16 protein-coding genes are annotated in these 22647 nt (G+C 55.7%); 7 read left to right on the top strand and 9 right to left on the bottom strand.

Features of this window, described 5'->3' with window-relative positions; genetic code table 11:
- Nucleotides 1–16: 16 nt before the first annotated feature.
- The 8 genes from BLR09_RS12500 to BLR09_RS12465 form a co-directional block, all read right to left on the bottom strand.
- On the bottom strand, nt 17–520 hold the full coding sequence (locus BLR09_RS12500; protein WP_093202422.1) for an NADH-quinone oxidoreductase subunit C: 504 nt from the start codon (nt 518–520) through the stop codon (nt 17–19).
- A gap of 6 nt (nt 521–526) precedes the next feature.
- Nucleotides 527–1084: an NADH-quinone oxidoreductase subunit B gene (locus tag BLR09_RS12495; protein WP_093202419.1), complete on the bottom strand. Its 558-nt coding sequence runs from the start codon at nt 1082–1084 to the stop codon at nt 527–529.
- A 25-nt stretch (nt 1085–1109) separates the two neighbouring features.
- A complete protein-coding gene (locus BLR09_RS12490) occupies nt 1110–1511 on the bottom strand; it encodes an NADH-quinone oxidoreductase subunit A (RefSeq protein ID WP_093202907.1) in 402 nt (133 codons plus the stop codon).
- Between the two features lie 146 nt (nt 1512–1657).
- Nucleotides 1658–3013 carry a neutral/alkaline non-lysosomal ceramidase N-terminal domain-containing protein gene (locus BLR09_RS12485; RefSeq protein ID WP_093202416.1) on the bottom strand — a complete coding sequence of 452 codons (1356 nt, stop codon included), beginning with the start codon at nt 3011–3013 and terminating at the stop codon, nt 1658–1660.
- Nucleotides 3014–3076: 63 nt separating this feature from the next.
- On the bottom strand, nt 3077–3535 hold the full coding sequence (locus BLR09_RS12480) for a DUF3299 domain-containing protein (protein ID WP_093202414.1): 459 nt from the start codon (nt 3533–3535) through the stop codon (nt 3077–3079).
- Between the two features lie 187 nt (nt 3536–3722).
- On the bottom strand, nt 3723–6140 hold the full coding sequence (locus BLR09_RS12475; protein ID WP_093202904.1) for a TonB-dependent receptor: 2418 nt from the start codon (nt 6138–6140) through the stop codon (nt 3723–3725).
- A 7-nt stretch (nt 6141–6147) separates the two neighbouring features.
- On the bottom strand, nt 6148–7278 hold the full coding sequence (locus BLR09_RS12470) for a DUF4249 domain-containing protein (RefSeq protein ID WP_093202411.1): 1131 nt from the start codon (nt 7276–7278) through the stop codon (nt 6148–6150).
- A 201-nt stretch (nt 7279–7479) separates the two neighbouring features.
- Complete coding sequence (locus BLR09_RS12465) at nt 7480–8718, bottom strand: ABC transporter permease (RefSeq protein WP_093202407.1); 1239 nt, start codon at nt 8716–8718, stop codon at nt 7480–7482.
- A 615-nt stretch (nt 8719–9333) separates the two neighbouring features.
- Between BLR09_RS12465 and BLR09_RS12460 the strand changes: the two genes are divergently transcribed.
- Genes BLR09_RS12460 through BLR09_RS12445 form a run of 4 tightly spaced genes read left to right on the top strand, consistent with a single transcriptional unit; the run spans nt 9334 to nt 17123 of the window.
- Entirely contained in the window at nt 9334–10818 is a 1485-nt protein-coding gene (locus BLR09_RS12460; RefSeq protein ID WP_093202404.1) for an alginate export family protein, read from the top strand.
- A gap of 15 nt (nt 10819–10833) precedes the next feature.
- On the top strand, nt 10834–12117 hold the full coding sequence (locus BLR09_RS12455; RefSeq protein WP_093202402.1) for an MFS transporter: 1284 nt from the start codon (nt 10834–10836) through the stop codon (nt 12115–12117).
- A gap of 11 nt (nt 12118–12128) precedes the next feature.
- Complete coding sequence (locus BLR09_RS12450) at nt 12129–15635, top strand: nitrate reductase (protein ID WP_093202398.1); 3507 nt, start codon at nt 12129–12131, stop codon at nt 15633–15635.
- Between the two features lie 6 nt (nt 15636–15641).
- Nucleotides 15642–17123, top strand: coding sequence for a rubredoxin (locus tag BLR09_RS12445; RefSeq protein ID WP_093202395.1), 1482 nt, complete (start codon nt 15642–15644; stop codon nt 17121–17123).
- Here BLR09_RS12445 and cobA read toward each other — a convergent pair.
- The gene (gene cobA, locus BLR09_RS12440) at nt 17078–17830 is read right to left on the bottom strand and encodes a uroporphyrinogen-III C-methyltransferase (protein WP_093202393.1); all 753 of its coding nucleotides are present in this window, start codon (nt 17828–17830) and stop codon (nt 17078–17080) included. The genes BLR09_RS12445 and cobA overlap by 46 nt on opposite strands.
- A gap of 322 nt (nt 17831–18152) precedes the next feature.
- Between cobA and nirB the strand changes: the two genes are divergently transcribed.
- Genes nirB through BLR09_RS12425 form a run of 3 tightly spaced genes read left to right on the top strand, consistent with a single transcriptional unit; the run spans nt 18153 to nt 22515 of the window.
- On the top strand, nt 18153–20663 hold the full coding sequence (nirB, locus tag BLR09_RS12435; protein ID WP_093202901.1) for a nitrite reductase large subunit NirB: 2511 nt from the start codon (nt 18153–18155) through the stop codon (nt 20661–20663).
- Between the two features lie 33 nt (nt 20664–20696).
- Nucleotides 20697–21023 (top strand): nitrite reductase small subunit NirD, encoded by a 327-nt coding sequence (nirD, locus tag BLR09_RS12430; RefSeq protein WP_245689919.1) that lies wholly within the window; start codon nt 20697–20699, stop codon nt 21021–21023.
- Between the two features lie 49 nt (nt 21024–21072).
- Entirely contained in the window at nt 21073–22515 is a 1443-nt protein-coding gene (locus tag BLR09_RS12425) for an ATP-binding protein (RefSeq protein ID WP_093202388.1), read from the top strand.
- The last annotated feature ends 132 nt before the right edge of the window (nt 22516–22647 follow it).

Raw genomic sequence — 22647 nt, 5'->3', positions numbered from 1 at the left:
CCGCGTATATCTTGACCTACCGGCCGAACAGGGCGTCGATCTTGTCCTGCCGTGTCGCATCTTCCATCGGGTATTCCTTCCGCATCGGGAAGTAGTCCATCTCTTCGATGTTCAGGATGCGGAGCAGGTTGGGGTGGCCGACAAAATTGATTCCGAAGAAATCATAGGCTTCCCGCTCCATCCAGTTGGCACAGAGGTGAAAGTCAGAAATCGTCGGAACATCGGGTGCTTCCACCGGCACAAAGATCCGGAGCATGAACCGGTGGTTATGCGTCCAGCTATGCAGGTGATAGATCACTCCGAGCTCGCCTCCCTTGTTGTCAGGATAGTGAATCCCGGCCAGGTCGGTCAGAAATTTGAACTGGAAACCGGGGTGATCATAGAGGTACCGGATGATGGTCTTCGCCGAATCTACCGTGACAAAAGCACTCATGATACCATGATGCTCCTCGAAGCCGGCGATGGTCGCTTCTCCGAATTTTGCCAGCAGGTCGTCAGCTATTTCTTGATTGGTAATCATATCCTGTCACTTGATGATGCCGTACGATTCAAGCAGGGCGGTGTATTCAGCCGAGTCGCGACGGCGAAGCGGTTCATTCTTAACGATTTCCTGCAACTGCATTACGCCGTCCAGAATCTGTTCGGGGCGGGGCGGGCAGCCGGGCACGTAAACGTCCACCGGAATGATCCGGTCGATTCCCTGAAGCACCGAATACGTATCAAAAACCCCTCCGGAGGAGGCGCAGGCGCCAACGGCGATCACCCACCGGGGTTCGGCCATCTGGATGTATACCTGCTTGAGAACAGGCGCCATCTTCTTGGCGATCGTGCCCATGACGAGGAGCATATCCGCCTGACGGGGCGAGAAGCTCGGACGTTCCGAACCAAACCGCGCCAGGTCATAGGTAGCACCCATTGTCGCCATAAACTCAATCCCGCAGCAGGAAGTCGCGAACGGCAATGGCCAGAGCGAATTGCTCCGGGCAAGGCCGATGACTTTCTCGAAGGAGGTAGCAAAGAATCCCGATCCGCCGTAGCCGTCCGGGGCGTCTACTACTTTGATATTGTTAGGTCTGTTGCTCATTGTCTGTCTGTTTTTTCAGATGCGATCAATCCTGGTCCCACTTCAGCACGCCCTTTTTGATCACATAGTAGAAGCCGGCAAGCAGCAATACCATGAAGACGATCATCTCGCCGAACATCAGCATACCCAGTCCGTCCTGCTTGAACTTGATGAAGTTAACAGCCCAGGGGTACATGAAAATGATTTCGACGTCGAAGAGAACGAAAAGAATAGCCGTCAGAAAGTACTTGACCGAAATAGGAGTACGGGCGTCTCCGTAAACGGGAATACCGCATTCCCAGGGATCTTCCTTGCGGGCGGTGCTGGTCTTCTTCCGCGTGCCGGTGAGCAGGTGCGTCGCCAGCATCGTCATGACAATGAACCCCATAGCCGCGAGAAACTGAACAAATACCGGCGCGAAGTCGGAAGGAAGCGAAGTCAATAACATCATGAATGCAATAACTTTTTAGGTGCGGATGAGCGGCAGAATCGGCAGATTCCCCCTTCCTCCGTTACAAAAATCGCATTCGGAACGACTTTAGCCAAAATACGAAGGAGTTTAGAATCATTCTAAGTAATGTCGGAAATCGCCCGTCAGAGGGCGTTCAGCAATGCCTGCCCGGCTTTGACGAGGTAGCTGCCGGTATTCGGCCCGAACCAGTTCATCACAACGCTCTCATAGGTATCCCGGGTCCAGTACTTATCCGGCGTGACATAGCCGATGTAATGCCCGTTGAAGCTCGTGACTACCACATGCAGCCGCGACCGGAATTCAGGTACCAGTTCCCCTGAAAAGTCGGCCGGCATCCCCAGCAGGGCGATATCCCCGATGCGGAGTACCTTGATATCGGCCGTTTCTTTGCCGAACAGCAGGTCCCAGGCCCACTGCCGTACTTTCCAGCCCTTCGCTACCTGCAATTGCGGTTGGCGAAGCTCCACCGGCAGGGTGGCAAATGCGAGTGACGACGTCGGAGAAGTAGCAATACCCGGCAGTACCTCCCGGATTTTACGGTTCAGCGCCTGCGCTTCCTCATTCATTTCCTGATCATCGGTACCGCTTTTGACGTGCGGACGCATCGAACCCACACCGCCGGCCATGAATGCGGCGAAATCGACCTGCTGTTTTTCCAGCGAATCAACCAATACGCCGGGATAGTCACGGGATACCACCAGGTTTTCGTCGTTGATTAGCGTCGCGTGAGCCGCATAGGTAACGAGCAGGGCCGTCGCGCCGGATTGCTTTTTCAGTTTGATCATCCGTACCATGGGGTCTACGATACCTTCCGTGCCGACGAGGCGGTTTTCGATGTAATCCGGCAGCGCCGCTTCGCCGTATCCGATTTCCGCCGGTTCCAGGTTCGCTTCTGCTGCCGTCAGCGCTTCTATGGTGCGGCGGGCGAGAAATGCAACGACTTCGGGGTTATAGTCCCCGGCAATCATTTCGCTGCCGAGGCCTTCCTGCCAGCCGCCTTCGCTGTTGTGGCTGTGAATCGCGCCGAAGTACAGTTGATCTGCCTGGAGCGTCAGGTGTTTGGGCCAGTGTTGGCGGACCGCTTCCACGATAGTCGGCGGAACGATGAGCAGGTCGGTCGCGACGATGGCCGTCCGCCGCTGCCCGTTGTCAAACACAAAAGCGCGTACATACAGAGAATCACGCACAGCAGTAGAAACTTTTCCGCGGCGGGTACCGTACCCTGCAAGGGGCGTAGGTTCCGACGGCGTAATATTGGTCCGCGCCCAGCCGATTTGCAACGGCTTGTCGCGAAGCGGATCCGGACGTTGCTGTGCCAGGGCGGCAGTTACTTTCTGTAAATGGGTATTGGTGACGGCTTCGGCTTCGGAGCCGGCATACGGCGTTTCATCAACAGTGGTCAGCGTAGATACGAGCAGCACCAGAATAAGCGCAATCAGTATCAGGCAGGTTTTGGTCAGGATTCTCAGAAATTTCATAAGCCGGAAAAGAAAAAGCCCCGCCGCAATAACGGCAGGGCAAAGGTAATGACGGGCGGCGTCTTATTCTCCCGGAACGATCTCGGCGTTTTCGAGAATGTAGTTCAGTTCGTAGATATCGCTGGCGTTCAGTTTAAGCGTGCCTTTGAAGCTGGCTACTTCGTCGACCTTAAACCGTCTCGGTTTCTTCATTTTAAGGGCCATAATGGTTTCCGGGCCCGTTCCCGTGCAGAAAAAACACATGGAGTTAGGGTAGGCCGACAACACAAAGGTATTGGTCGTGATGTCTACCGGAACGAGGTATCCTTTGATGACAACTTCCTTGTTGCTCAGTTTCTGTACGCCCGGCCCGAAGTTCGGGTAGAGGATGTACATCTTTTCTTCCGGGTACCACTTCTTCTGGAATTTGACATCCTTCAGGTTTTCCCAGGTAATCTTTGCCGGCTCGGCAAAAGGAGCTTTATCGGTCGTGGCGGCGACAAAAAGGACGACAGCCGCCATCAATGAAAGGAATATCCGCATGGCACAGGAGTGGTTTCAGCAAGTCTTAACGCTAAAAATCGAGCCAAAGTTACCGCAATTCACAACTTTTTTCAACTGGGTTGCAAAAACTCGGTTGCAAAAACTCAGGTACAAAAACCCGCTTGCAAAATGAAGTTGTAAAATTTCCGATCCGGCCGATACCAGTATTCCTCGTTCCACTCAGTTCTTACTGAAACTTGAACGTATACGCGATCGTCACAATCGGCGCACCGAATACGACCAGTTTCTGCGATTTGGTTTGCACGCCTTCCGTCCGGTAGAAAACAGAATAGGCGTTTTTCCGGCCGTACAGGTTATACACTGTAAAGGCCCAGTGACCTACCCAGCGCTTGTTTTTCATGGTTGGATTGGTGATGTACCAGGAAAAATCCATGCGGTGGTAGTCCGGAATCCGTTCGAGGTTGCGGTCGGTGTAGAAGGGATAATAACGCCCCTGATACGACACCAAGCCCGCCGGAGCGGTATAGGGCCGTCCGGTTGAATATGCAAAATTGAACGAGAAGCTGTTGTGCTTGCCCTGGTTGATGTTGAGCGTCGCGTTGAGGCTGTGCGGGCGATCGTAGTTGGCCGGATACCAGTTTCCGTTGTTGATGCGCTGCGTAAAATCTGTGCCTTCGCTGATGCGGTTCTGCGACCGGGCATAGGTATAGCTTACCCAGCCGGTCAGCTCACCCCGTTTCTTCGAAATCATGGTTTCAATACCCCAGGAGCGATTGACACCCTGCAACAGCTGGGTCTCCGGAAAGCGCTGCAACAGAAAATCGGCGCCGGGTTTGTAGTCGGGGACATTTTCGGTATGCCGGTAGTAGCCTTCAACAGACAGCTCATACACATCATCCCGGAGGTTGCGGAAATAACCGGCAGAGATCAACTGGCTGACCTGCGGCTTGATAAAAGCATCGGAAGTTTTCCAGCGGGCAGTCGGCATCGGTGTTGTCGTATTCGAGACAACCTGCAGGTATTGCCGCATGAGGTTGTACCCGAATTTCACGGACGAAACCGGACTTAGCTGGTAGTTGATGCCGATGCGGGGTTCGAAACCTCCGTATGAACGCATGACCTGCCCGCTGCCGTAGAGGGTGGAATCCGTCACCGAGAAATCATCCCGTGGCTGACCTTCTGCGTACCGGCGGACGATACCCGGCCCCAGCGCCAGAAATTGGGAATAGCGCAGGCCGAAGGACGCAGATAGTCGTTTCGATAACGTCAACTGGTCTTCCGCATGTGCCGCCAGCTCTACGCCGTTTTCAACAGGTGTCCGGATCGACAATACCGCCGGGCTGGTACCCGGTTTCAGGTCGCCGGGATGCACGCGGTACTGCGTCGCGCTGATGCCGACCTCCCAGTTATGCTTCTTTTGCTGGATATTAAGGCTTGTTTTGAACTGATGCTGGCGGATACCGGACTGAATGACGACTTTATTCCGCGAATCTTTTTCCGGCAAAAGAATTTTGGGCACATAGTCTGCCGCCAGGACAGTCGTCTGCAGATTCACCTTGCTGTTGAACGCGTAAAACCAGCGACCGGAAACGTTAATCGTCCGGTGATCGTATTGCGTGGAGGTGGCGACGACGTTGGCGATCGATCCGAGCAGATCCGTCTGAAAAAAGTCCTTCGTCCAATATGCCGAAAGGGTAACCGTATTCCGGTTGTTGAGCCGGTAGAAGACCTTGGCCGCGGCGTCGCCAAATTTCGCTTTGATATTGTTAAGCCGCTCGGAAGCGATGGGCAACAGAAAGTCATTGAACGCCCCGCGGCCTGTGAGCAAAATACCCAGCTTGTTTTTGATAAGGGGAATGTCGAGCTGCAACCGGTTGGATACCAGGCTGATCCCGCCGTTCATTTTGAACTTTTCCAGATTCGGGCTCGCCAGCGTAACGTCCATTACCGCTGCCGCCCGTCCGCCGTACCGGGCCGGCGCGTTGCCTTTGTAGAGTTCGAGCGAAGAAACGGCGTCCGGGGGGAAGGCCGAAAACAATCCGAACATATGCGTCGGGTTGAAAATCGGCGCGTCGTCGAGCAAAATCAGGTTCTGATCGGTCGTTCCGCCCCGGATATTCACCCCGTTGGACGCCTCGCCCACACTCGTCACGCCCGGCAGCATCTGTACTCCGCGCAGGAGGTCTACTTCCCCGAACGCCGCCGGAATGCGTTCCAATGTTTTGATATTGAGCTGGTTAACGCCGAGCAGCGGGCGGCGTACGTTGGCGTCAACGCCTTTCGAGGAGACAATGACTTCCTCCAGCTCGTTGGCCAGGCTATTGAGCCGGACGGATAGCTGGTGATCGTGCGTGAGGTTGACGTGCACCCGTTTCGGCCGGTAGCCGATCAGGCGAAAAGACAGCCAGTATTGCCCGGGATAGAGCGTCAGTTCGAAGCGGCCGTTTTCATCGGTCGTCGTTCCGGAGCGTTTGAAATCGACTAAAACCGCCGCTTTGATCAGAGGGGTACCTTCGAGTGAATCCAGCAGCGTTCCGCGGATTTTGAAGCGGACGGCATCTCTTTGGGCGGTTTGGACGGGCGTCTGCGCCCCGGCGGCGAAGCACAACAGGCCCGTAAAAAGAAAGAGTAGTAGTCTTTTCATAGGCAGGTTATTGCCAGCCATCCGGGCGGAGAGGCGTACGGGTGGCACTGAGTTTACAGGGGGCGCGGGGCGGGCGGGCGACGCCCGGAGGCTCTTCGTGATACGGCTCCAGCTGCATATCCCGGCCGCCCAGCAAGCCAATAGGTTTGGCGAAAGTCGCATCTTTCCGCTGCAGCCAGTACTTCTGAATCGTTACGGCTGCCGCTGAAAAGTATCCCATGACATATTCGTTGGGATTATCCACGTTCTTGATATTCCCGGCCAGCGCAGCAGGCGGGGTATCGGTCAGGCTTCCCGTGCGCTGGGATTGCTGGTCGATCAGGCTGAAGTACCGGTAGGCGTCGGTCGACAGGGATAGCTGGCGCAGTTCCACCAGCGCGGGGTCCCAGCTGAAGAAAGGCAGGGTGGCTACTTTTTTGCCTGTGATGGTTTTCCCGTTGGAATAGATATCGGCGAATACGTTGAGCTCTTCCTCGTGGAAAATTTCCCAGCAGTCGCCTTCGCAGGCATAGTCATAGATAATCGGCGGGACGTAGTTGATATTCATCGACACGCAATCCTGTACCGAAGTCTGGTAGAGCGCATTGGTACAGGTCGCGCAGGCATATTGCCGCTCCCATAACGTCCATTTCCAGAGATAAAAATTGCGTTCGGTTACCGGGTCGTTTACGTCTACAAACAGGTGATGCGCCGGAAGAAAGCTGATTTCGCTCTGCCGGATGCCCTTTGGGTCAAATTCCTGGTAGACCCGGGTAATGGGTACGGCGGAGGGCATTTTCTCGGTCGTGGAAGCATATTTCTTTCCGTCCGCGAGAACAATTGACAATTTATACTGGTCTCCCGGCTTGCCCCGGAACGATTCCGGCAGGGAATACACGCCTTTCGTCGTTTCGGTAAACGGCAGGGTTTCGCCGTCGTTAATGGTCAGTTGCAGGTGTGCGCCGGTAACCAGGCCGGTGCGGTCGGGCGTGCGGGCCCAGTCGCTCATGCGGAGCGTAATGCTTTGACGTTCGGGAGCATTGGTCAGGTAGCCATCAACGACGAGGAGGTTCAGCTCGTTGCCATACTTGCCGTCATACGGTTCCACGCATCCCGAAAGAACCCATCCGAGGAGGAGCGCCAGGTAACGTTTTTTCATAGGTTTAGCGAACAGAGGTTGCCGTGGGTGTATCGGGGCGATGAAGAAGGAAACGGGTCGGCAAAATCTGGTTACGAAACTAAGACAAACCGGCTGAATGACAGGCGAATGCGGCGAGTTATTCTTTTTTCTAGATAAAACCGGAAAAAACAAAGCCGGCAGCGGAATGCTCCGCTGCCGGCTTTGCTGTGCTGCAACCTGCTATTCCTCGGCCAGTGTCCGGGACAGATTAATGCGGTATATCGTCAGTGAAGGCAATGCGGCAGCCAGCAGGCCCAGCGCCAGTACGCCTCCGAACAGGTATACTTCCGGCGTCGTCAGCGCCATCACCTGGAAGCTGTAGTGGAAACTCTGATCCGCGCCCGCTGAGAGAATACCCAGGGCGATGCGGCTGAAGAGCAGACCGAATAGATATCCGAATACGCTGATGATCAATCCTTCCAGCAAAAGCATGAGGAAGAGCCGGCCGCGGGTAGCCCCCATCGACAGCATCAGCGCCATTTCATATTTGCGTTCTTTCAGGGAATTATACAGCGAGATGAACACGCTGACGCCGGCAATTACGATGATGACCAGCGCCATCCAGCGGAGGGTATCCACGCCTACGCCGAGCAGATCCAGCATGCGGTTGATTTCGAGTGCCGGAGATGCGGCCTGCAGTTTGCTGTTTTCGTTGATAATCCGGGGAAGAATGACATTCCCCATCGGATTCCGGAACGAGATCAGCAGGGAGGTGATTTCATGCGCGGGCCCGGCGGCGGAGTCGGCCGGAGCTTCTCCGTTGACCATTTCCCCGATGATTTCATTTCCCTGACTTCCTTCCTGCCCTTCGTGTACCTTCCAGATACTTTCGTAGGGAGTCAGGATGACGTTGTCGACGACAGAATTATTAAAAGCAGCAATACCGACGACCTTGTATTTCGCATCGCCGTGAACGTGCCCTTCGGCGTCAAAACCGTGCGCGCCGGCGAAGGTATCGCCGATTTTCAGGCCGGTCTGCCGCGCTACCTTATCGCCGAGAACAGCCTCCAGCGGTTGCTGAAAAACGCGTCCCTGTGCCAGTTTCGCTTCAAAGTGATCGAGGTAACGCTGATCGGTCCCGACAATGCGGAACAGTTTGTAGTTATCGCCCATCGACAGCGGGATGGCTGTTTTGACCATCGGATTCCGGGCGAGGCGGTTGGCGTCGTCAAGCGGAATATTCCCCGTCGGCGAATCGATCTGGTAAATCGAAGAAAGGATGATCTGAAGCGGGCTTCCTTTCGCACCTACGACCATGTCGATGCCCTTCAGGTTCCGGGTGAATTTATCTTCCAGTTGCTGGCTGATGAGGACGAGCAGCGAAATCAGTCCAACTCCCAGCGCCATCAGCAGCGTGCTGAGGAACGTGCTGAGCGGTTTGTCACGGAGATTGGCGAGGGTAATCTTGACGACGTTCATGCCGCAAAGTTGTCAAAAAATCGGAGCCGCACGCATGCAGGCGGAGGAATGATCCGCGCGACTTTCCATTCGCCGGATTCGGTCTGTTTCAGCGTTTTTCATTCTTCAAAGAGGATTTTTGTATTATTCAATGTAAAAATTGAAATGTGAGTATAAGTATTTACTGATTCTCTAAAAAACTGTTTTGAAAGGTCAGCTGATCGGATATTTAAAAACGGCCATACTTTTTGATAATTTGTTGTATTTTGACAAAAACAGGTTTAAAATTTTAAAGAATATTAGATCGGTAGTAGAAAATTTGGCAAAAATTGGTTTAAAAAAATTTGGGTATAACTAGTTACTTGTTACATTTGATCACCTGAAAGTAAAAGCGGGTAATACACCAGACTTCATCCATCCGGATTCAAACAAAATCACAAACGCAAGGCGGAAAAGTCACCTCCGCCGCCCGGGAAAGCTACGGCCTTTTTCCGGTTGCCGCAGACCAAAGAAAACACGTTTGACGACGGGGCCGGAGAGCCCGGAAAGTCAAAAACCGGAAGGATGTGGGGGCATCCGTTCCGGTTCGGAAGAATCGTTTAGCAAGGGTTTTACCAACAATTCATTCCAAAACAAATGATTCACAACTACAAAAGCAAGTGGGGGCTTGCTTTTGGGGGACTGTTATCGCTAACATTCACCGCAAAAGCGCAGGTGACGCTCACGGGCCAGATCCGGACCCGTACCGAGCTCCGCCAGGGCTATGCCACTCTGTTGCCCAAAGGGGCTTCGGTGGCAGCCTTTACCTCTCAGCGCTCAGGGATTTCCCTGGGCTACCGTTCCGAACGAATCCGGGTGGGAGTGACCCTCCGCGACGTCCGGGTATGGGGGCAGGACGCCTCCAGTATCTCACCGGCCGACGGCAACCGCCTCTTTCTCCACGAAGCATGGGGGGAGTTTGTGCTCTCGGATTCGACCTGGAAAGACAAGCTGATCAGCCAGTTATCACTGAAGGTAGGTCGTCAGGAGCTGGTATATGACGACGTCCGCCTGCTCGGTAACCTCGACTGGCTGCAACAGGGCCGGCGTTTTGACGCCGCCGTGCTGAAAGCCGGAAAAGGGCCCTGGCAGTTTGATCTGGGCATCGCATTTAACCAGAATTCCGATGCTGCGGGGGTAAAGGGGACTTTCTACACACCCGGAAACGTGCCGGCGTACGTCGCCAGTACCACCGGTTCGGTACTGCCGGTACCGGCTGGTTTTGTGCCGACGAGCGGCAAAGGCGGAGCGCCGCAACTGGTATCCGCCGTATCCACCAACGGCCAGACGCAGCAGTTCAAGTCCCTGCAATACCTGTACGCCGCCCGCCGGTGGAAAACCGTCACCGCTTCCGGCTTGCTCTTCAAGGACGATTTTCAGAAGTATCGTATAGATAGCATCGGTAGTCAGGCGGTCGGTTGGGCCTATGGCCGGCGATACGACGTAAAAGGCGTAAACAGCCGGTTTACCTATGGCGCGATGGTCACCGGCAGTGACAAGCGCTGGCAATGGCAGGCGTTTGCCTATGGGCAGTCGGGGCATACCGCAACGGGGCAATCGCTCTCGGCTTCGTATTGGGGCGTGAATGCTTCGATACGTCAGGGTAAATGGTGGATCGGGCCGGGATTCGAACGGCTTTCGGGCAACAATACCGTCGACCCCGATGGAAAAGACCACCGTTTCGACCCGCTCTACGGCACGCCGCACAAGCATTGGGGGTACATGGACTACTTCTATGTCGCGACGGGTGCGCCGGCCGGCGGCCTCAACGACGCCTTCCTGAAGGCCCGGTACCTGATCAACAAGCGGTTCACAGCTACGCTCGATATTCACCATTTTTCGCTGGCCAGCCCGGTCCGCAATATGCTCGACGGCTCCCGCCTCGCCGGGCAGCTGGGTCAGGAAATCGACCTGGTTGTGACGGGCACTGTCACGAAATATGCCACGCTGGAGGCCGGGTACTCCTGGCTGCGCGGTACTGACAGCCTCGAATATGTCAAGCTCGGGACTGCCGGACAGGCTTCCCATCAGGCGCAATGGGCCTACCTCATGCTGAACCTGCGGCCTGAATTCCTTCACTGAAAACGCATCCCTGCTATGAATACGTCACCGTTGGAGTCACTCCGCCTGTTTTCCTTTTCGGGCGTACAAATGCGTACGTTCCACCTTACCTGGATGACCTTTTTCCTGTGCTTTTTCGGCTGGTTTGGCCTGGCGCCGCTGATGCCGACGATCCGGGCCGACCTCGGACTGACCAAGGCGCAGGTCGGAAATACCATCATCGCCGCCGTTTCGATGACGATTTTCGCTCGCCTGCTCATGGGCTGGCTGTGCGACGTCTGGGGACCACGGAAAAGCTATACCCTGCTGCTTGTCGTCGGTGCTGTTCCGGTGATGGGCGTGGGGCTGGCACACGACTACACCTCTTTTCTGCTGTTTCGTCTCGGGATCGGCGTGATCGGCGCCTCGTTCGTCGTCACGCAGTACCACACCTCAGTCATGTTTGCACCGGCGATCAAAGGCACCGCCAATGCCGTCGCCGGTGGCTGGGGAAACCTCGGCGGCGGCGTCACCAATATGGTCATGCCGCTGATCTTCGCCGGAATCGTCGGCGCGGGCTATACCCCGCACGCCGCCTGGCGTATTGCGATGGTCGTGCCGGGCACGGCGATGCTGCTGATGGCGTTTCTCTACTATCGCTTCACGAAAGACACACCGGCCGGTAACCTGGAAGACCTTCCCGCGAAAAAGGCCGTAAAAAAATCCGGAGGCTTCCGGACAATCTCAGCGGATATCCGGGTATGGGCACTGTTTCTGGCATATGCAGCGTCGTTCGGGATGGAGATTACGTTCGACGGCGTCGCGGCGCTCCATTTTGTTGACACGTTCGGACTATCCCAGGCCTCAGCCGGGTTCTGGGCCGGGATTTTCGGATTCATGAACCTGTTTGCCCGGGCGCTCGGGGGCGTGGCTGCCGACAAGGTTTCGGTCCGGTATGGCATGCGGGGCAAGGGCGTTTTACTGGCCGTATTGCTGCTGCTTGAAGGCCTGGGGCTGCTGCTGTTTGCACAAGCCGGCAACCTGACGGCCGCGATCGTTTCCATGCTGACGTTTGCCCTCTTCCTGAAAATGGCCAACGGCGGAAACTACGCCATCGTACCCTTCGTGAATCCGTCGTCTGTCGGCTGGATTTCCGGGATTGTCGGCGCGGGCGGTAACCTCGGCGGCGTACTGATGGGCTTTCTGTTCAAATCGGAAAGCCTGACCTATGCCGACGCCTTCCGCTACATCGGCTTTGCCATCGCCGGAATCGCCCTGTTCTGCTTTTTTGTGAATTTCTCCGGAAAAACCGAGTCGGTTGAAGAGACCGTACTCGCCTGATATTCATTGCTATGTCGCGCCGTCCGAACGAAACCGAACACAAAACCACCTGCTGCTACTGCGGGGTCGGGTGTGGTATTGTCCTCACCGACAAGGGGAACGGCGCTTTGCATGTGCGGGGCGACGAAACGCATCCGTCGAGCAAAGGAATGCTCTGCTCGAAGGGCATGAACCTGCATTATACGGCGATGGACGACAGCGACCGTCTTCTCTATCCGCAGATGAGGATGAACAGGTCCATGCCGATGCAGCGGGTTTCCTGGGAGAATGCCCTTGACCGTACTGCCCGCATATTCAATAGGTTGATCGGGCAGTACGGTCCGGATTCGGTCGGTTTTTACATTTCCGGGCAATGCCTGACGGAGGAGTACTACGTCATCAATAAACTGATGAAAGGGTTTGTCGGGTCGAACAACATCGATACCAACTCCCGCCTGTGTATGTCCTCGGCGGTTGTGGGCTACAAAATGACCCTTGGGGAAGATTCCGTGCCGGTCAGCTACGAAGACCTGGATATCGCCGATTGCTTTTTCGTAGCGGGCTCGAACGCCGCCTGGGCGCATCCGGTTATCTGGCGGCGCATGGAGGCCAACAAGCAGCGGAATCCCGAGGTGAAGATCATCGTTGTCGATCCGCGACGTACGCAAACAGCCTCCGTCGCCGATCTGCACCTGCCGCTGCGGCCCGGTACCGATGTGACCCTGTACCTGGCTCTGGCACGTATCCTGATTGAAAACGGATGGATCGACCGGGACTTTATCCACGACCATACCGAAGGTTTCGATACCTTCCGGGAAGCGGCGTTCCGGCGGACCGTAGCGGAAGCTGCTGATGCCTGCGGGCTTCCGGAAGAAGACCTGCGTCTCGCGGCCCGGTATATCCATGCTTCCCGTGGTTTTATGACGTTGTGGACGATGGGGCTGAACCAGTCCGTCATCGGCGTCAACAAAAATGTCTCGCTGATCGCCCTCAACCTCCTGACCGGGCGCATCGGCAAGCCGGGAAACGGACCATTTTCCCTGACCGGCCAGCCGAATGCCATGGGCGGGCGGGAAGTAGGCGGCCTGGCCAACCTGCTTCCGGCGCACCGGGACCTGGGCAACGCCGGCCATCGCGCGGAGATCGAACGCTTCTGGCAGGCGCCGGTACCTATCAATCCGAATCCCGGACTGACGGCGACGGAGATGGTCGACGCCCTGCTCGACGGCCGCATGAAAGCCATCTGGATCGTCTGTACCAACCCGATGGTAAGCCTGCCGGATTCCGACCGTGTAGCCAGGGCATTGCAAAAGGCCCGGCTGGTGGTGGTGCAGGATGTTTCCAGCCGGTCGGATACCCTCGCTTATGCCGATATCGTTCTCCCTGCCGCTACCTGGCTGGAAAAGGAAGGGACAATGACCAATTCCGAACGGCGCATTACCCATCTCCCGAAAGTACTCGACCCGCCGGGAGAGGCCCGCGCCGATGCTGAGATTATCCTGGATTTTGCGGGACGGATGGGCTGGGGAGAAGCATTTTCCTACGAAAGCCCTGCCGATATCTATGCAGAGCATGTAAAAACGACGGCCGGAACGGAATGCGATATTTCCGGCCTTTCCTATGCCATTCTGAAGGAAAGAAGGTCGATACAATGGCCCTTCCGTAACGGCGAAGGTACGCCGCGGCTTTTCACCGATCACCGCTTTCCGACGCCGGGCGGCCGGGCACGGCTGGTCGGCGTTCCGGATGAAAACACCTCAGAACCCCTGAGTCCGGACTACCCGCTTATCCTCACCACCGGGCGTATCCGCGACCAGTGGCATACCATGACGCGGTCCGGAAAAGTCAATAAACTGCTTCAGCACATCAGCGAACCCTTTCTGGATATCCATCCGGACGATGCTGCGGAGCGTGGAATAACCGAGGGTACGGTGGTCGTTGTTTCCGGCCGTCGGGGGCAGGTCCGCGCCAAAGCCCGGATTACCGACGAAGTACGCCCCGGCGTCTGCTTCCTGCCGATGCACTTCGGCAAAATCGGCGGCGATGTGCTGAACCGCACCAATAACCTGACTAATCCGCTCTTCGACCCGAAATCGAAGGAGCCGGATTTCAAGTTTACCGCCGTCGAGGTAGTACGCTACGTCAAACCCAAAGAAAAGATCATCGTAATCGGAGCCGGTTCAGCCGGTCTGGGGTTTGTACAGGCCTATCGTCAGTTGAATACTGACGACGAAATTTCAGTATTCTCCCGGGAGATATATCCCTTCTACAACCGCGTCATGCTGCCCGACTATATCATGGGTGCGCAGACCTGGGAGCAACTGGTGAAATTACGGGAAGACCAGTTCGAAGCCCTTGGTATTGAGGTACATAAAGGTGTTTCCATTGTTTCTGTCGATCGGGAAAAGAAAACCGTAACCGACTCCCGCGGAGAGATTCATGCCTACGACCGCCTCATCATGGCCGCCGGAAGCCAGGCGTTTGTGCCGGCTCATTTTCCGAAGCTGCCCGGTATTTTTCCGATGCGGAGCCGCCTGGACGCCGATACCCTGCTGCCGTTTCTGACGCCGAAAGAGGGGCGCCCGCCGAGAGCGGTCGTCATCGGCGGGGGATTGCTCGGCCTGGAACTGGCGGCTGCGTTCCGGGAGCTGAAAGTGGATGTGACGATTGTGCAGCGCAGCAGTCGTTTTATGGACCGGCAGCTCGATGCCCTGGGTTGCGAACTGCTGGCCCAGGAAATCCAGGACCGGGGTTGCGAGGTATTTTTCAACGAAGAAGTCAAGTCGTTTTATGGAACCGAAAAGCTGGAGGGCGTTCGGCTTGCTTCCGGTCGTCGGGTGGATTGTGAAGTCGTTATCGCCGCCATCGGCACCGTACCCAATCACCAGCTGGCACAGGACTGCGGCCTGGAAATGAACCGGGGCGTCGTCGTCAACGACTACCTGCAAACATCTGACCCTGCCATTTTCGCCATCGGCGAAATAGCCCAGTGGCGCGGGCAGATGTGGGGGATTACCGTCGCCGCCGAACAGCAGGCAGAGGCGGCCGCCCGTTACATCGCCGGAGACCTGACCAGGCCCTATAAGGGCAGTTTATCGGTTAATATCCTGAAAATGGAAGGGTTGCACCTGGTGTCGATGGGGATTACCCAGGCGCCCGATACCTCCTATGAAGAAATTGTCTTTATCGACAAGGCAAAGCGCTACTACAAGAAATGCCTGGTGCACCGCGACCGGCTCGTCGGCGCGATTCTCATCGGAGACAAAAATGAGTTTCTGGAATTCCGGGAGCTGATTGCCAACGGAACCGAGTTGTCTGACAGACGCCTGGAACTGCTCCGAAGCGGCAAAACGGCCGATCCGGTCAGCGGCAAGCTGATTTGCAGCTGCAACAACGTCGGCGAAGGAAACCTCGAAAAGGTGATTCGCGGCGGGTGCCACGATTTTACCGAACTCTGCAAGACGACCGGCGCCGGCACCGGTTGCGGGTCCTGCCGGCCGGAAGTACGAGCCATTCTGGAAAAGGTACAAACATCCTGAACAGCCATGCAGCGCGATTACTACACGATCAAGGTCAATTTGTGGGGAGGCGTCGTCTCGCCCGGGGTATTGCAGGAGATACTGGGCGCGGCTTGGAAGGCGGGCGTCCGCGACGTCCGTTTCGGGCAGCGGCAGCAGCTGATACTGGTCGCGCACCATGAGTCGGTGCGGGAGCTGGAAGCGGCGTTGCAGCAAACCGGCTGTTCTTTCGAAACCCAGACCGATCAATATCCGAACCTCATCAGTTCCTACTGCGGCGCAGACGTATTCGGCCCGACCTCCTGGCTGACGGAATCTGTCTACCAGGATCTGTTCGAGCAAATAGGTCCTAATCGGTTGAAAATCAATATTTCAGATAATCGCCAGAGCTTTACGCCGTTTTTTACGGGAAACCTGAATTTCATTGCTTCACCAACGGAGCAGTTCTGGTACCTCTATGTTCGTTTTCGCCGGCGTAATGATATTTTCCGCTGGCCGGTACTGATCTATTCCAATGAGATCGCCCAGCTGAGCCGCCGCCTGGAAGAGGCGATGATCGGCGAAGAAGCCTTGACAGGAGACGCCCTGCTCGAAGCTGCCGGCGACGCGTGGATCAGCCAGCCCATCCGGGAAGAGCTGGTACTGCCGAAGTTCATGCTGCCGTACTACGAAGGCTTCAACCGGTATGGCAACAAAACCTGGCTGGGTATTTACCGCCGGGACGAGTATTTCTCGATACGCTTTCTGCTCGATATCTGCCGGCTGTGCCTGCGGACCAAAGTAGGGCAAATCTGCCTGACGCCCTGGAAATCACTGATTATTAAGAATATACAGGAAAGCGATCGGGAAGCCTGGAGCCATGTACTCGGGCGGCATGCCATCAACGTCCGGCATGCCGCCAATGAACTATGCTGGCAGACGGAGGACGATTCCGACGAAGGCGCCCGTCTTAAAAAACGCATTCTCGCCGTTTTCGAACGCAACGATACCCGCACGTTCGGACTATGCTTTGGTATCCAGACCCGGCCGAGATCCGAAGTATTCGGCTCCGTACTCGTCCGGAAGCGGCCGCTCTTCGCAATTGCCGGCTGGGCGTTTCTCTACCGGTACGACATCTGGCATACCGAAGAGTTCAACCCGAATTCCCGGAAGTACCAACTGTTTGAATCGGGATTGTGGAAGATACACGTGGCGGTTCAGCTGGAACGGTTATGCCGCCGGTATTCGTCGCTCACCTGGAAGGAACCCGAAGAGCCGCTTGTACCGGAAGCGCCGGTAGCTTCTGTGCGCCATGTTCATGAATGTGCCGAATGCCTGACGATTTATGATCCGGTTTTCGGAGACGAAGCGAACGGAATCGGGCCAGGCGTGCCGTTCGACGTACTGGAAGAGACCTATGAATGCCCGGTTTGCAGCAGTCCGAAGGTCGCTTTCCGGGAAGTGGAAAGCGACCTTCCGGCCGATCAGGGCGTATGGAGAAAAGCAGAAGCCTTTTCGATAGCGAAGTGAGGACTCAAGGCGACGACCTCCCCGATGATGATCACGCCGGGGCCGGAGCCGGGGAGCGGCTCGTCCGGCAACGTATCCACGATACCGGTGTACAATTTTTCCCGGGCGGTCGATCCGTCACGGATAATGGCGACCGGCGTGCGGCCTTTTTCCGCTTCCTGAAACAGGGTTTTGATTTCCCGGATTTTCCGGAGACCCATGAGGATGATAACCGTGGCTTCAGACCGGGCCGCGAGTGCGATATCCGGGCTGAGTTCATGGTTTTTGGTCGTGCCGGTCAGCACCCAGAAACTATCGGAAATACCCCGGGTCGTTACCGGAATACCCTGCAGGGCAGGAACGGAAATACAACTGGAAACCCCCGGAATGACGTCGCACGGAATCCCGAAGGCGCGGGCGGCAGCCAGCTCTTCGTTTCCACGGCCGAATACAAACGGGTCGCCGCCTTTCAGCCGGACCACGTGTCCGTACCGGAAGGCGGAGTCGACGATGAGGTCGTTGATTTGTTCCTGCGTGTAGCTGTGGCGGCCGGCGCGCTTGCCGACATACAGGGTAGGTGCGTGTTCGGGGACGTAATCCAGCAGCGTCGCAGCGCTCAGGGCATCGTATAAAACAATGTCGGCCAATTGAAGGGCCCGGATGCCTTTTACCGTGATGAGCTCCGCGTCACCGGGTCCGGCCCCCACCAGACTCAGTTTGGGATTCATATATGAGTATTTTTACTTATTATTGAATCGGATGATTCGTTTATCAAAAGTATGTATTATTTTGAGTTTTTATCTATTTTTCTGTTAAAATTCTGAAGTATTTTATTTTTTCGGAATTTTCTTGTGTATAATACAACTACTGCTTTATATTTGAATCATGTAAGTACTAACATCTAGCTACTTATATGTGGATTTTCGGGGAACCGGTTCTTTTTTCGGGTGCGTGGGGGCGCAGCCGGATGAGTAAAAGAGCCGGATCCTTCTCCGTTGATCCGTTACATATTCCGGAAGAATCAAGGTTTTATCAGACAAGGTTATGGAAATGACTGGAAGGACCCGGGTGGTTGTCGTAGGCAACGGCATGGTCGGGTACAAATTCTGCGAAAAGCTTCTCGCCAGATCGGCGGCTTTTGACGTAACGGTCTTCGGGGAAGAACCCCGGCCTGCATACGACCGTGTGCATCTCTCTTCTTTTTTTGAAGGAAAATCGGCCGACGACCTCTCGATGGCGCCGCTGAGCTGGTATGCCGAAAACGGCATTACGCTGTACCTGTCGGATCCCGTGGTGGATATCGACCGGGAGGCAAAAACGGTTCGCTCGCATCACGGCGTTGTGGTGCCGTACGACTACCTCGTACTGGCGACGGGCTCCGGCGCCTTCGTGCCGGCTATTCCCGGCGTGGAAAAAGAGGGAGTGTTCGTCTACCGCACGCTCGAAGACCTCAACCTGATCCGGTATTACGCCCGCGGCGCCCGGAAAGGAGCGGTCATCGGCGGCGGATTGCTCGGGTTGGAAGCCGCCAAGGCCCTGCTCGATCTGGGCCTGGAGGAAACGCACGTCATCGAATTTGCCCCGCGGCTCATGCCCCGGCAGATCGATCAGGCTGGCTCCGACATCCTCAAACACAAGCTCGAAAGCCTTGGGTTGCAGATTCATCTTTCGAAAAACACCCAGGAAATTGCGGGAGACGACGCCATCCGGCGGATGGATTTTGTCGACGGCTCTCACCTCGATGTTGATCTGCTTGTTATCTCCGCCGGAATCAAACCGAGGGACGAAATAGCGAAGCTGTCGGGCCTGGAGGTCGGGTCCCGCGGAGGTATCGTGGTGAACGATCGCCTGCAAACCTCTGACCGGTCTATCTTCGCCATCGGTGAATGCGCCCTGGCCCACCACATGATTTATGGGCTGGTCGCACCGGGATACGAAATGGCGGAGGTGGTAGCCGCCAACCTGTGCGGAGGCGATAAAACCTTCCTGCCGTTCGACATGAGTACCAAGCTCAAGCTCATCGGGGTCGATGTGGCGAGTTTCGGTGATCCGTTTACGAATGATTGCCGGACGATCATTTACGAAGACACGGCAAAAGGCGTTTACAAGCGCATGAACGTGTCGACCGACGGCAGGCATCTTCTCGGAGGCATCCTCGTCGGCGATGCCGATCAATACAACATGCTGCTGCAGACGGTCAAAAACCTGACCGTCCTGCCCCCCGACCCGGAAGACCTCATGCTCGGCAGCCGGGGCGGAAGCGCCGATACAGGGACGGGTGTCATGTCACTGCCCGACGAAGCCCTGATCTGCTCCTGCGAGGCCGTGACAAAGGGCGCGATCTGCCACGAAGCAGGCGAAAACAATATTACGACCTTCGAAGGCATCAAAAAATGCACCGGTGCCGGCAGCGGCTGCGGCGGCTGCGTACCGATGGTGAAGGATATCATCCAGGGCGTGCAGAAACAGAAGGGGATGTACGTCCGGAATACGGTTTGCGAACACTTTTCCTATACGCGTCAGGAACTGTTTGACCTGGTCAAAATCCGCGGAATCAGGACGTATGACGAAGCCCTGAGCGCCTATGGGGAGGGAGACGGTTGCGAAGTCTGCAAGCCTGTTGTTTCGTCGATCCTGGCCAGTCTCTGGAACGACATGATTCTCGAGAAAGGAAATGCCGTGGCGCAGGATTCGAACGACCGGTTCCTGGCTAATATCCAGCGGGGCGGTACCTATTCCGTCGTGCCGCGTATTCCCGGCGGGGAGATTACTCCGGAAAAGCTCATCGTACTTGGGCAGGTGGCGCAGAAATACGGCCTGTATACAAAAATCACCGGCGGTCAGCGGATCGACCTCTTCGGCGCCCACGTTTCGGATCTTCCGGTTATCTGGGAAGAGTTGATCGCGGCCGGTTTCGAAAGCGGTCATGCCTATGGCAAGGCCCTTCGTACGGTAAAATCCTGCGTCGGAAGTACCTGGTGCCGGTTTGGTCTGCACGATTCGGTGTCTTTTGCCATCGAAATCGAAGACCGCTACAAAGGCATCCGCGCGCCGCACAAGCTGAAAGGCGGGGTATCCGGATGTATCCGCGAATGCGCGGAGGCGCAATCGAAAGACTTCGGGGTCATCGCGACCGAAAAAGGCTGGAACCTGTATGTCTGCGGCAACGGCGGCTCCAAACCCAAACACGCGCAGCTGCTGGCAGCGGATATCGACGACCGCACCCTGATCCGGTACCTCGACCGGTTCCTGATGTTCTATATCAAAACGGCAGATCCCCTGACCCGGACTGCTACCTGGCTCGACAAGATGGACGGCGGTATGGCTTACCTGAAGTCGGTCGTGGTGGAAGATTCCCTCGGTATCGGCGCCGAGCTGGAAGCGGAGATGGAGCAGCTCATCGGCCAGTACAAATGCGAATGGAAGGAAGTAGTGGAAACGCCTGAATTGCGGAAGCGCTTCGTCCATTTCGTGAATGCCCCCGAAAAGAAAGATCCGGAAGTCCGGTTTGAATCCCTCCGCGGGCAAATCAAGGCGGAAGACTGGAACCGCGTCGGTTAATACTACTTTTTTCCCGAAAACATGAGCAATAAAATGTTGACCTGGCATCCCGCCTGTTCGGTAGAGGATGTTCCGGCCGATGGAGGAGCCTGCGCCCTGATTGAAGGAGAGCAAATCGCCATCTATTATTTCGCCCGGCGCAACCAGTGGTACGCCACCCAGAACGAATGCCCGCACAAGCGGCAGATGGCCCTCAGCCGGGGTATGATCGGCTCGAAATCCGGCGAGCCGAAGGTGGCCTGCCCGTTTCATAAAAAAACTTTTTCACTGGAGAGTGGCCTTTGCCTGGGGGATGAAGCGTATACTATCCGGACGTATCCGGTAAAAGTAGAGGAGGGGACCGTGTGGATTGGGCTGTGAAAGTCCGGGAAACGCTTCGCAGGCTTGAAATAGGGTCTAAATTTGCCGGATGGAGCAGCACGTACGACAACAGACAGAATGGAAAGTAACCCAGGGCCTTACCCGGTTATATGTGTTTTGTCTGTCGGCCGTGGCCATTTTTACGCTGGCCGGGCAAATTCTGATTCAGCGTTCGCTGAGTGACCTGCTCGACGACGCTCACATCGTCAACATCGCCGGGCGGCAGCGCATGCTCTCCCAGTTGCTGACGAAGCGCTCGGTGCTCCTGGCGTACCCCGACCGGTTTAAGGACACGGAGTCTTACCGGAAGGATTTCGCCGAGCAGCTCCGCCTCTGGAAGGAAAGCCACGAAGGGCTCCGGAACGGAACATTGACCGGGAAAAAGGTCATTCAGGTGAAGAAAAGCGCACCGCTGGATTCGATGTTCGTTCGCCTGGAAGTACATTTTAACCTGATGTACAAGGCATTTGAGGTGGTGGAAAAAGGCGGACAAGGCATGCCGGAAGCGCTTTCCGTGATTCTGGGGAATGAAAGAGCTTTTCTGGAAACGATGGACAACATCGTGTTTCAGTTTGATTTTGAGACGCAGAAGCGCGTCGACCGCGTGAAAAACATCGAGTTTATGCTCGCGGTACTGACGTTTGTGGTGTTGTTTATTGAAGGGGTATTTATTTTCCGACCCGTTGTCGAGTATACCGGTGAGATGTTTCGGGCCATTACCCAGTCGGAAGCCAGTCAGAAACAGGCCAACGACCAGTTGCAGATTGTCAATCAGTACCTGAGGGAAGCTCAGGAAGCACTCATGCAGTCGACCGAAGAAAAACTGGAAATGCAGCGCCATGAAGCCCGGGTAAGGGCCTCGTCCCTGCTTGAAGGGCAGGAGGAGGAGCGGAAGCGGCTGGCCCGGGAATTGCACGATGGTATCGGCCAGATGCTGACGGGTATCCGCCTGCATATCGAGCAGTTGCAGGATGTTCCGTTTTCGAGTGAACGGCAGCGCCGGAACTACGAAGAACTTCGCCAGCTGATCGTCGAAACCATTGAATCTACCCGGCAGGTGTCCTTCAACCTGATGCCGAGTGTGCTGTATGATTTCGGCGTCGAAGCAGCCATCCGGATTCTGTGTGAGCGGGCCGCCCGGGACTCGGGTATCGAAGTGGAATTCAAGTCCCGGCCGGGCCGGAAACGTATTCCCGAAAATGCAGGTATCGGACTGTATCGGATTACTCAGGAAGCACTTAATAATTGCCTGAAACATGCGAAAGCTCAATATGTCGAAGTGAGCCTGATACAGGAGAAAGACAGGGTCCGGCTCCGGATTCACGACGACGGCAAAGGGTTTGACCTGAAGAAGTTAAAGGCAAGAAAAGGGTCTCTGATCGGCTCAGGGCTCCGAAATATGCAGGTACGTGCCGAATTATTGGGGGGAAAGCTTCAGATATTGTCCAAAACCGGGGAGGGAACTGAGATTAGTGCATCCTTACCAATGTAGTTTTCGTTATTTTCTTAAAAAAGGATGTGATATTTACTAATCATGTAATTCTGTTTCGTTACTTTGGGCTATCATACATTTTACACCAAGTCGCCTGTCGTGTGAAGTGTTATTCCTTTCACGAAACCGCTT

Origin of the sequence: Siphonobacter aquaeclarae (assembly GCF_900103285.1) — a bacterium.
GTDB lineage: Bacteria > Bacteroidota > Bacteroidia > Cytophagales > Spirosomataceae > Siphonobacter > Siphonobacter aquaeclarae.
Note: the sequence above shows the minus strand (reverse complement) of the source record. Positions and strands in the feature narration are given on the sequence as shown.

Bases quoted from the DNA above. Each gene is read 5' to 3' on its own strand.
- BLR09_RS12500 (WP_093202422.1), bottom strand. From the start codon at position 520: ATGATTACCAATCAAGAAATAGCTGACGACCTGCTGGCAAAATTCGGA.
- BLR09_RS12495 (WP_093202419.1), bottom strand. From the start codon at position 1,084: ATGAGCAACAGACCTAACAATATCAAAGTAGTAGACGCCCCGGACGGC.
- BLR09_RS12490 (WP_093202907.1), bottom strand. From the start codon at position 1,511: ATGTTATTGACTTCGCTTCCTTCCGACTTCGCGCCGGTATTTGTTCAG.
- BLR09_RS12485 (WP_093202416.1), bottom strand. From the start codon at position 3,013: ATGAAATTTCTGAGAATCCTGACCAAAACCTGCCTGATACTGATTGCG.
- BLR09_RS12480 (WP_093202414.1), bottom strand. From the start codon at position 3,535: ATGCGGATATTCCTTTCATTGATGGCGGCTGTCGTCCTTTTTGTCGCC.
- BLR09_RS12475 (WP_093202904.1), bottom strand. From the start codon at position 6,140: ATGAAAAGACTACTACTCTTTCTTTTTACGGGCCTGTTGTGCTTCGCC.
- BLR09_RS12470 (WP_093202411.1), bottom strand. From the start codon at position 7,278: ATGAAAAAACGTTACCTGGCGCTCCTCCTCGGATGGGTTCTTTCGGGA.
- BLR09_RS12465 (WP_093202407.1), bottom strand. From the start codon at position 8,718: ATGAACGTCGTCAAGATTACCCTCGCCAATCTCCGTGACAAACCGCTC.
- BLR09_RS12460 (WP_093202404.1), top strand. From the start codon at position 9,334: ATGATTCACAACTACAAAAGCAAGTGGGGGCTTGCTTTTGGGGGACTG.
- BLR09_RS12455 (WP_093202402.1), top strand. From the start codon at position 10,834: ATGAATACGTCACCGTTGGAGTCACTCCGCCTGTTTTCCTTTTCGGGC.
- BLR09_RS12450 (WP_093202398.1), top strand. From the start codon at position 12,129: ATGTCGCGCCGTCCGAACGAAACCGAACACAAAACCACCTGCTGCTAC.
- BLR09_RS12445 (WP_093202395.1), top strand. From the start codon at position 15,642: ATGCAGCGCGATTACTACACGATCAAGGTCAATTTGTGGGGAGGCGTC.
- cobA (WP_093202393.1), bottom strand. From the start codon at position 17,830: ATGAATCCCAAACTGAGTCTGGTGGGGGCCGGACCCGGTGACGCGGAG.
- nirB (WP_093202901.1), top strand. From the start codon at position 18,153: ATGACTGGAAGGACCCGGGTGGTTGTCGTAGGCAACGGCATGGTCGGG.
- nirD (WP_245689919.1), top strand. From the start codon at position 20,697: ATGTTGACCTGGCATCCCGCCTGTTCGGTAGAGGATGTTCCGGCCGAT.
- BLR09_RS12425 (WP_093202388.1), top strand. From the start codon at position 21,073: ATGGAGCAGCACGTACGACAACAGACAGAATGGAAAGTAACCCAGGGC.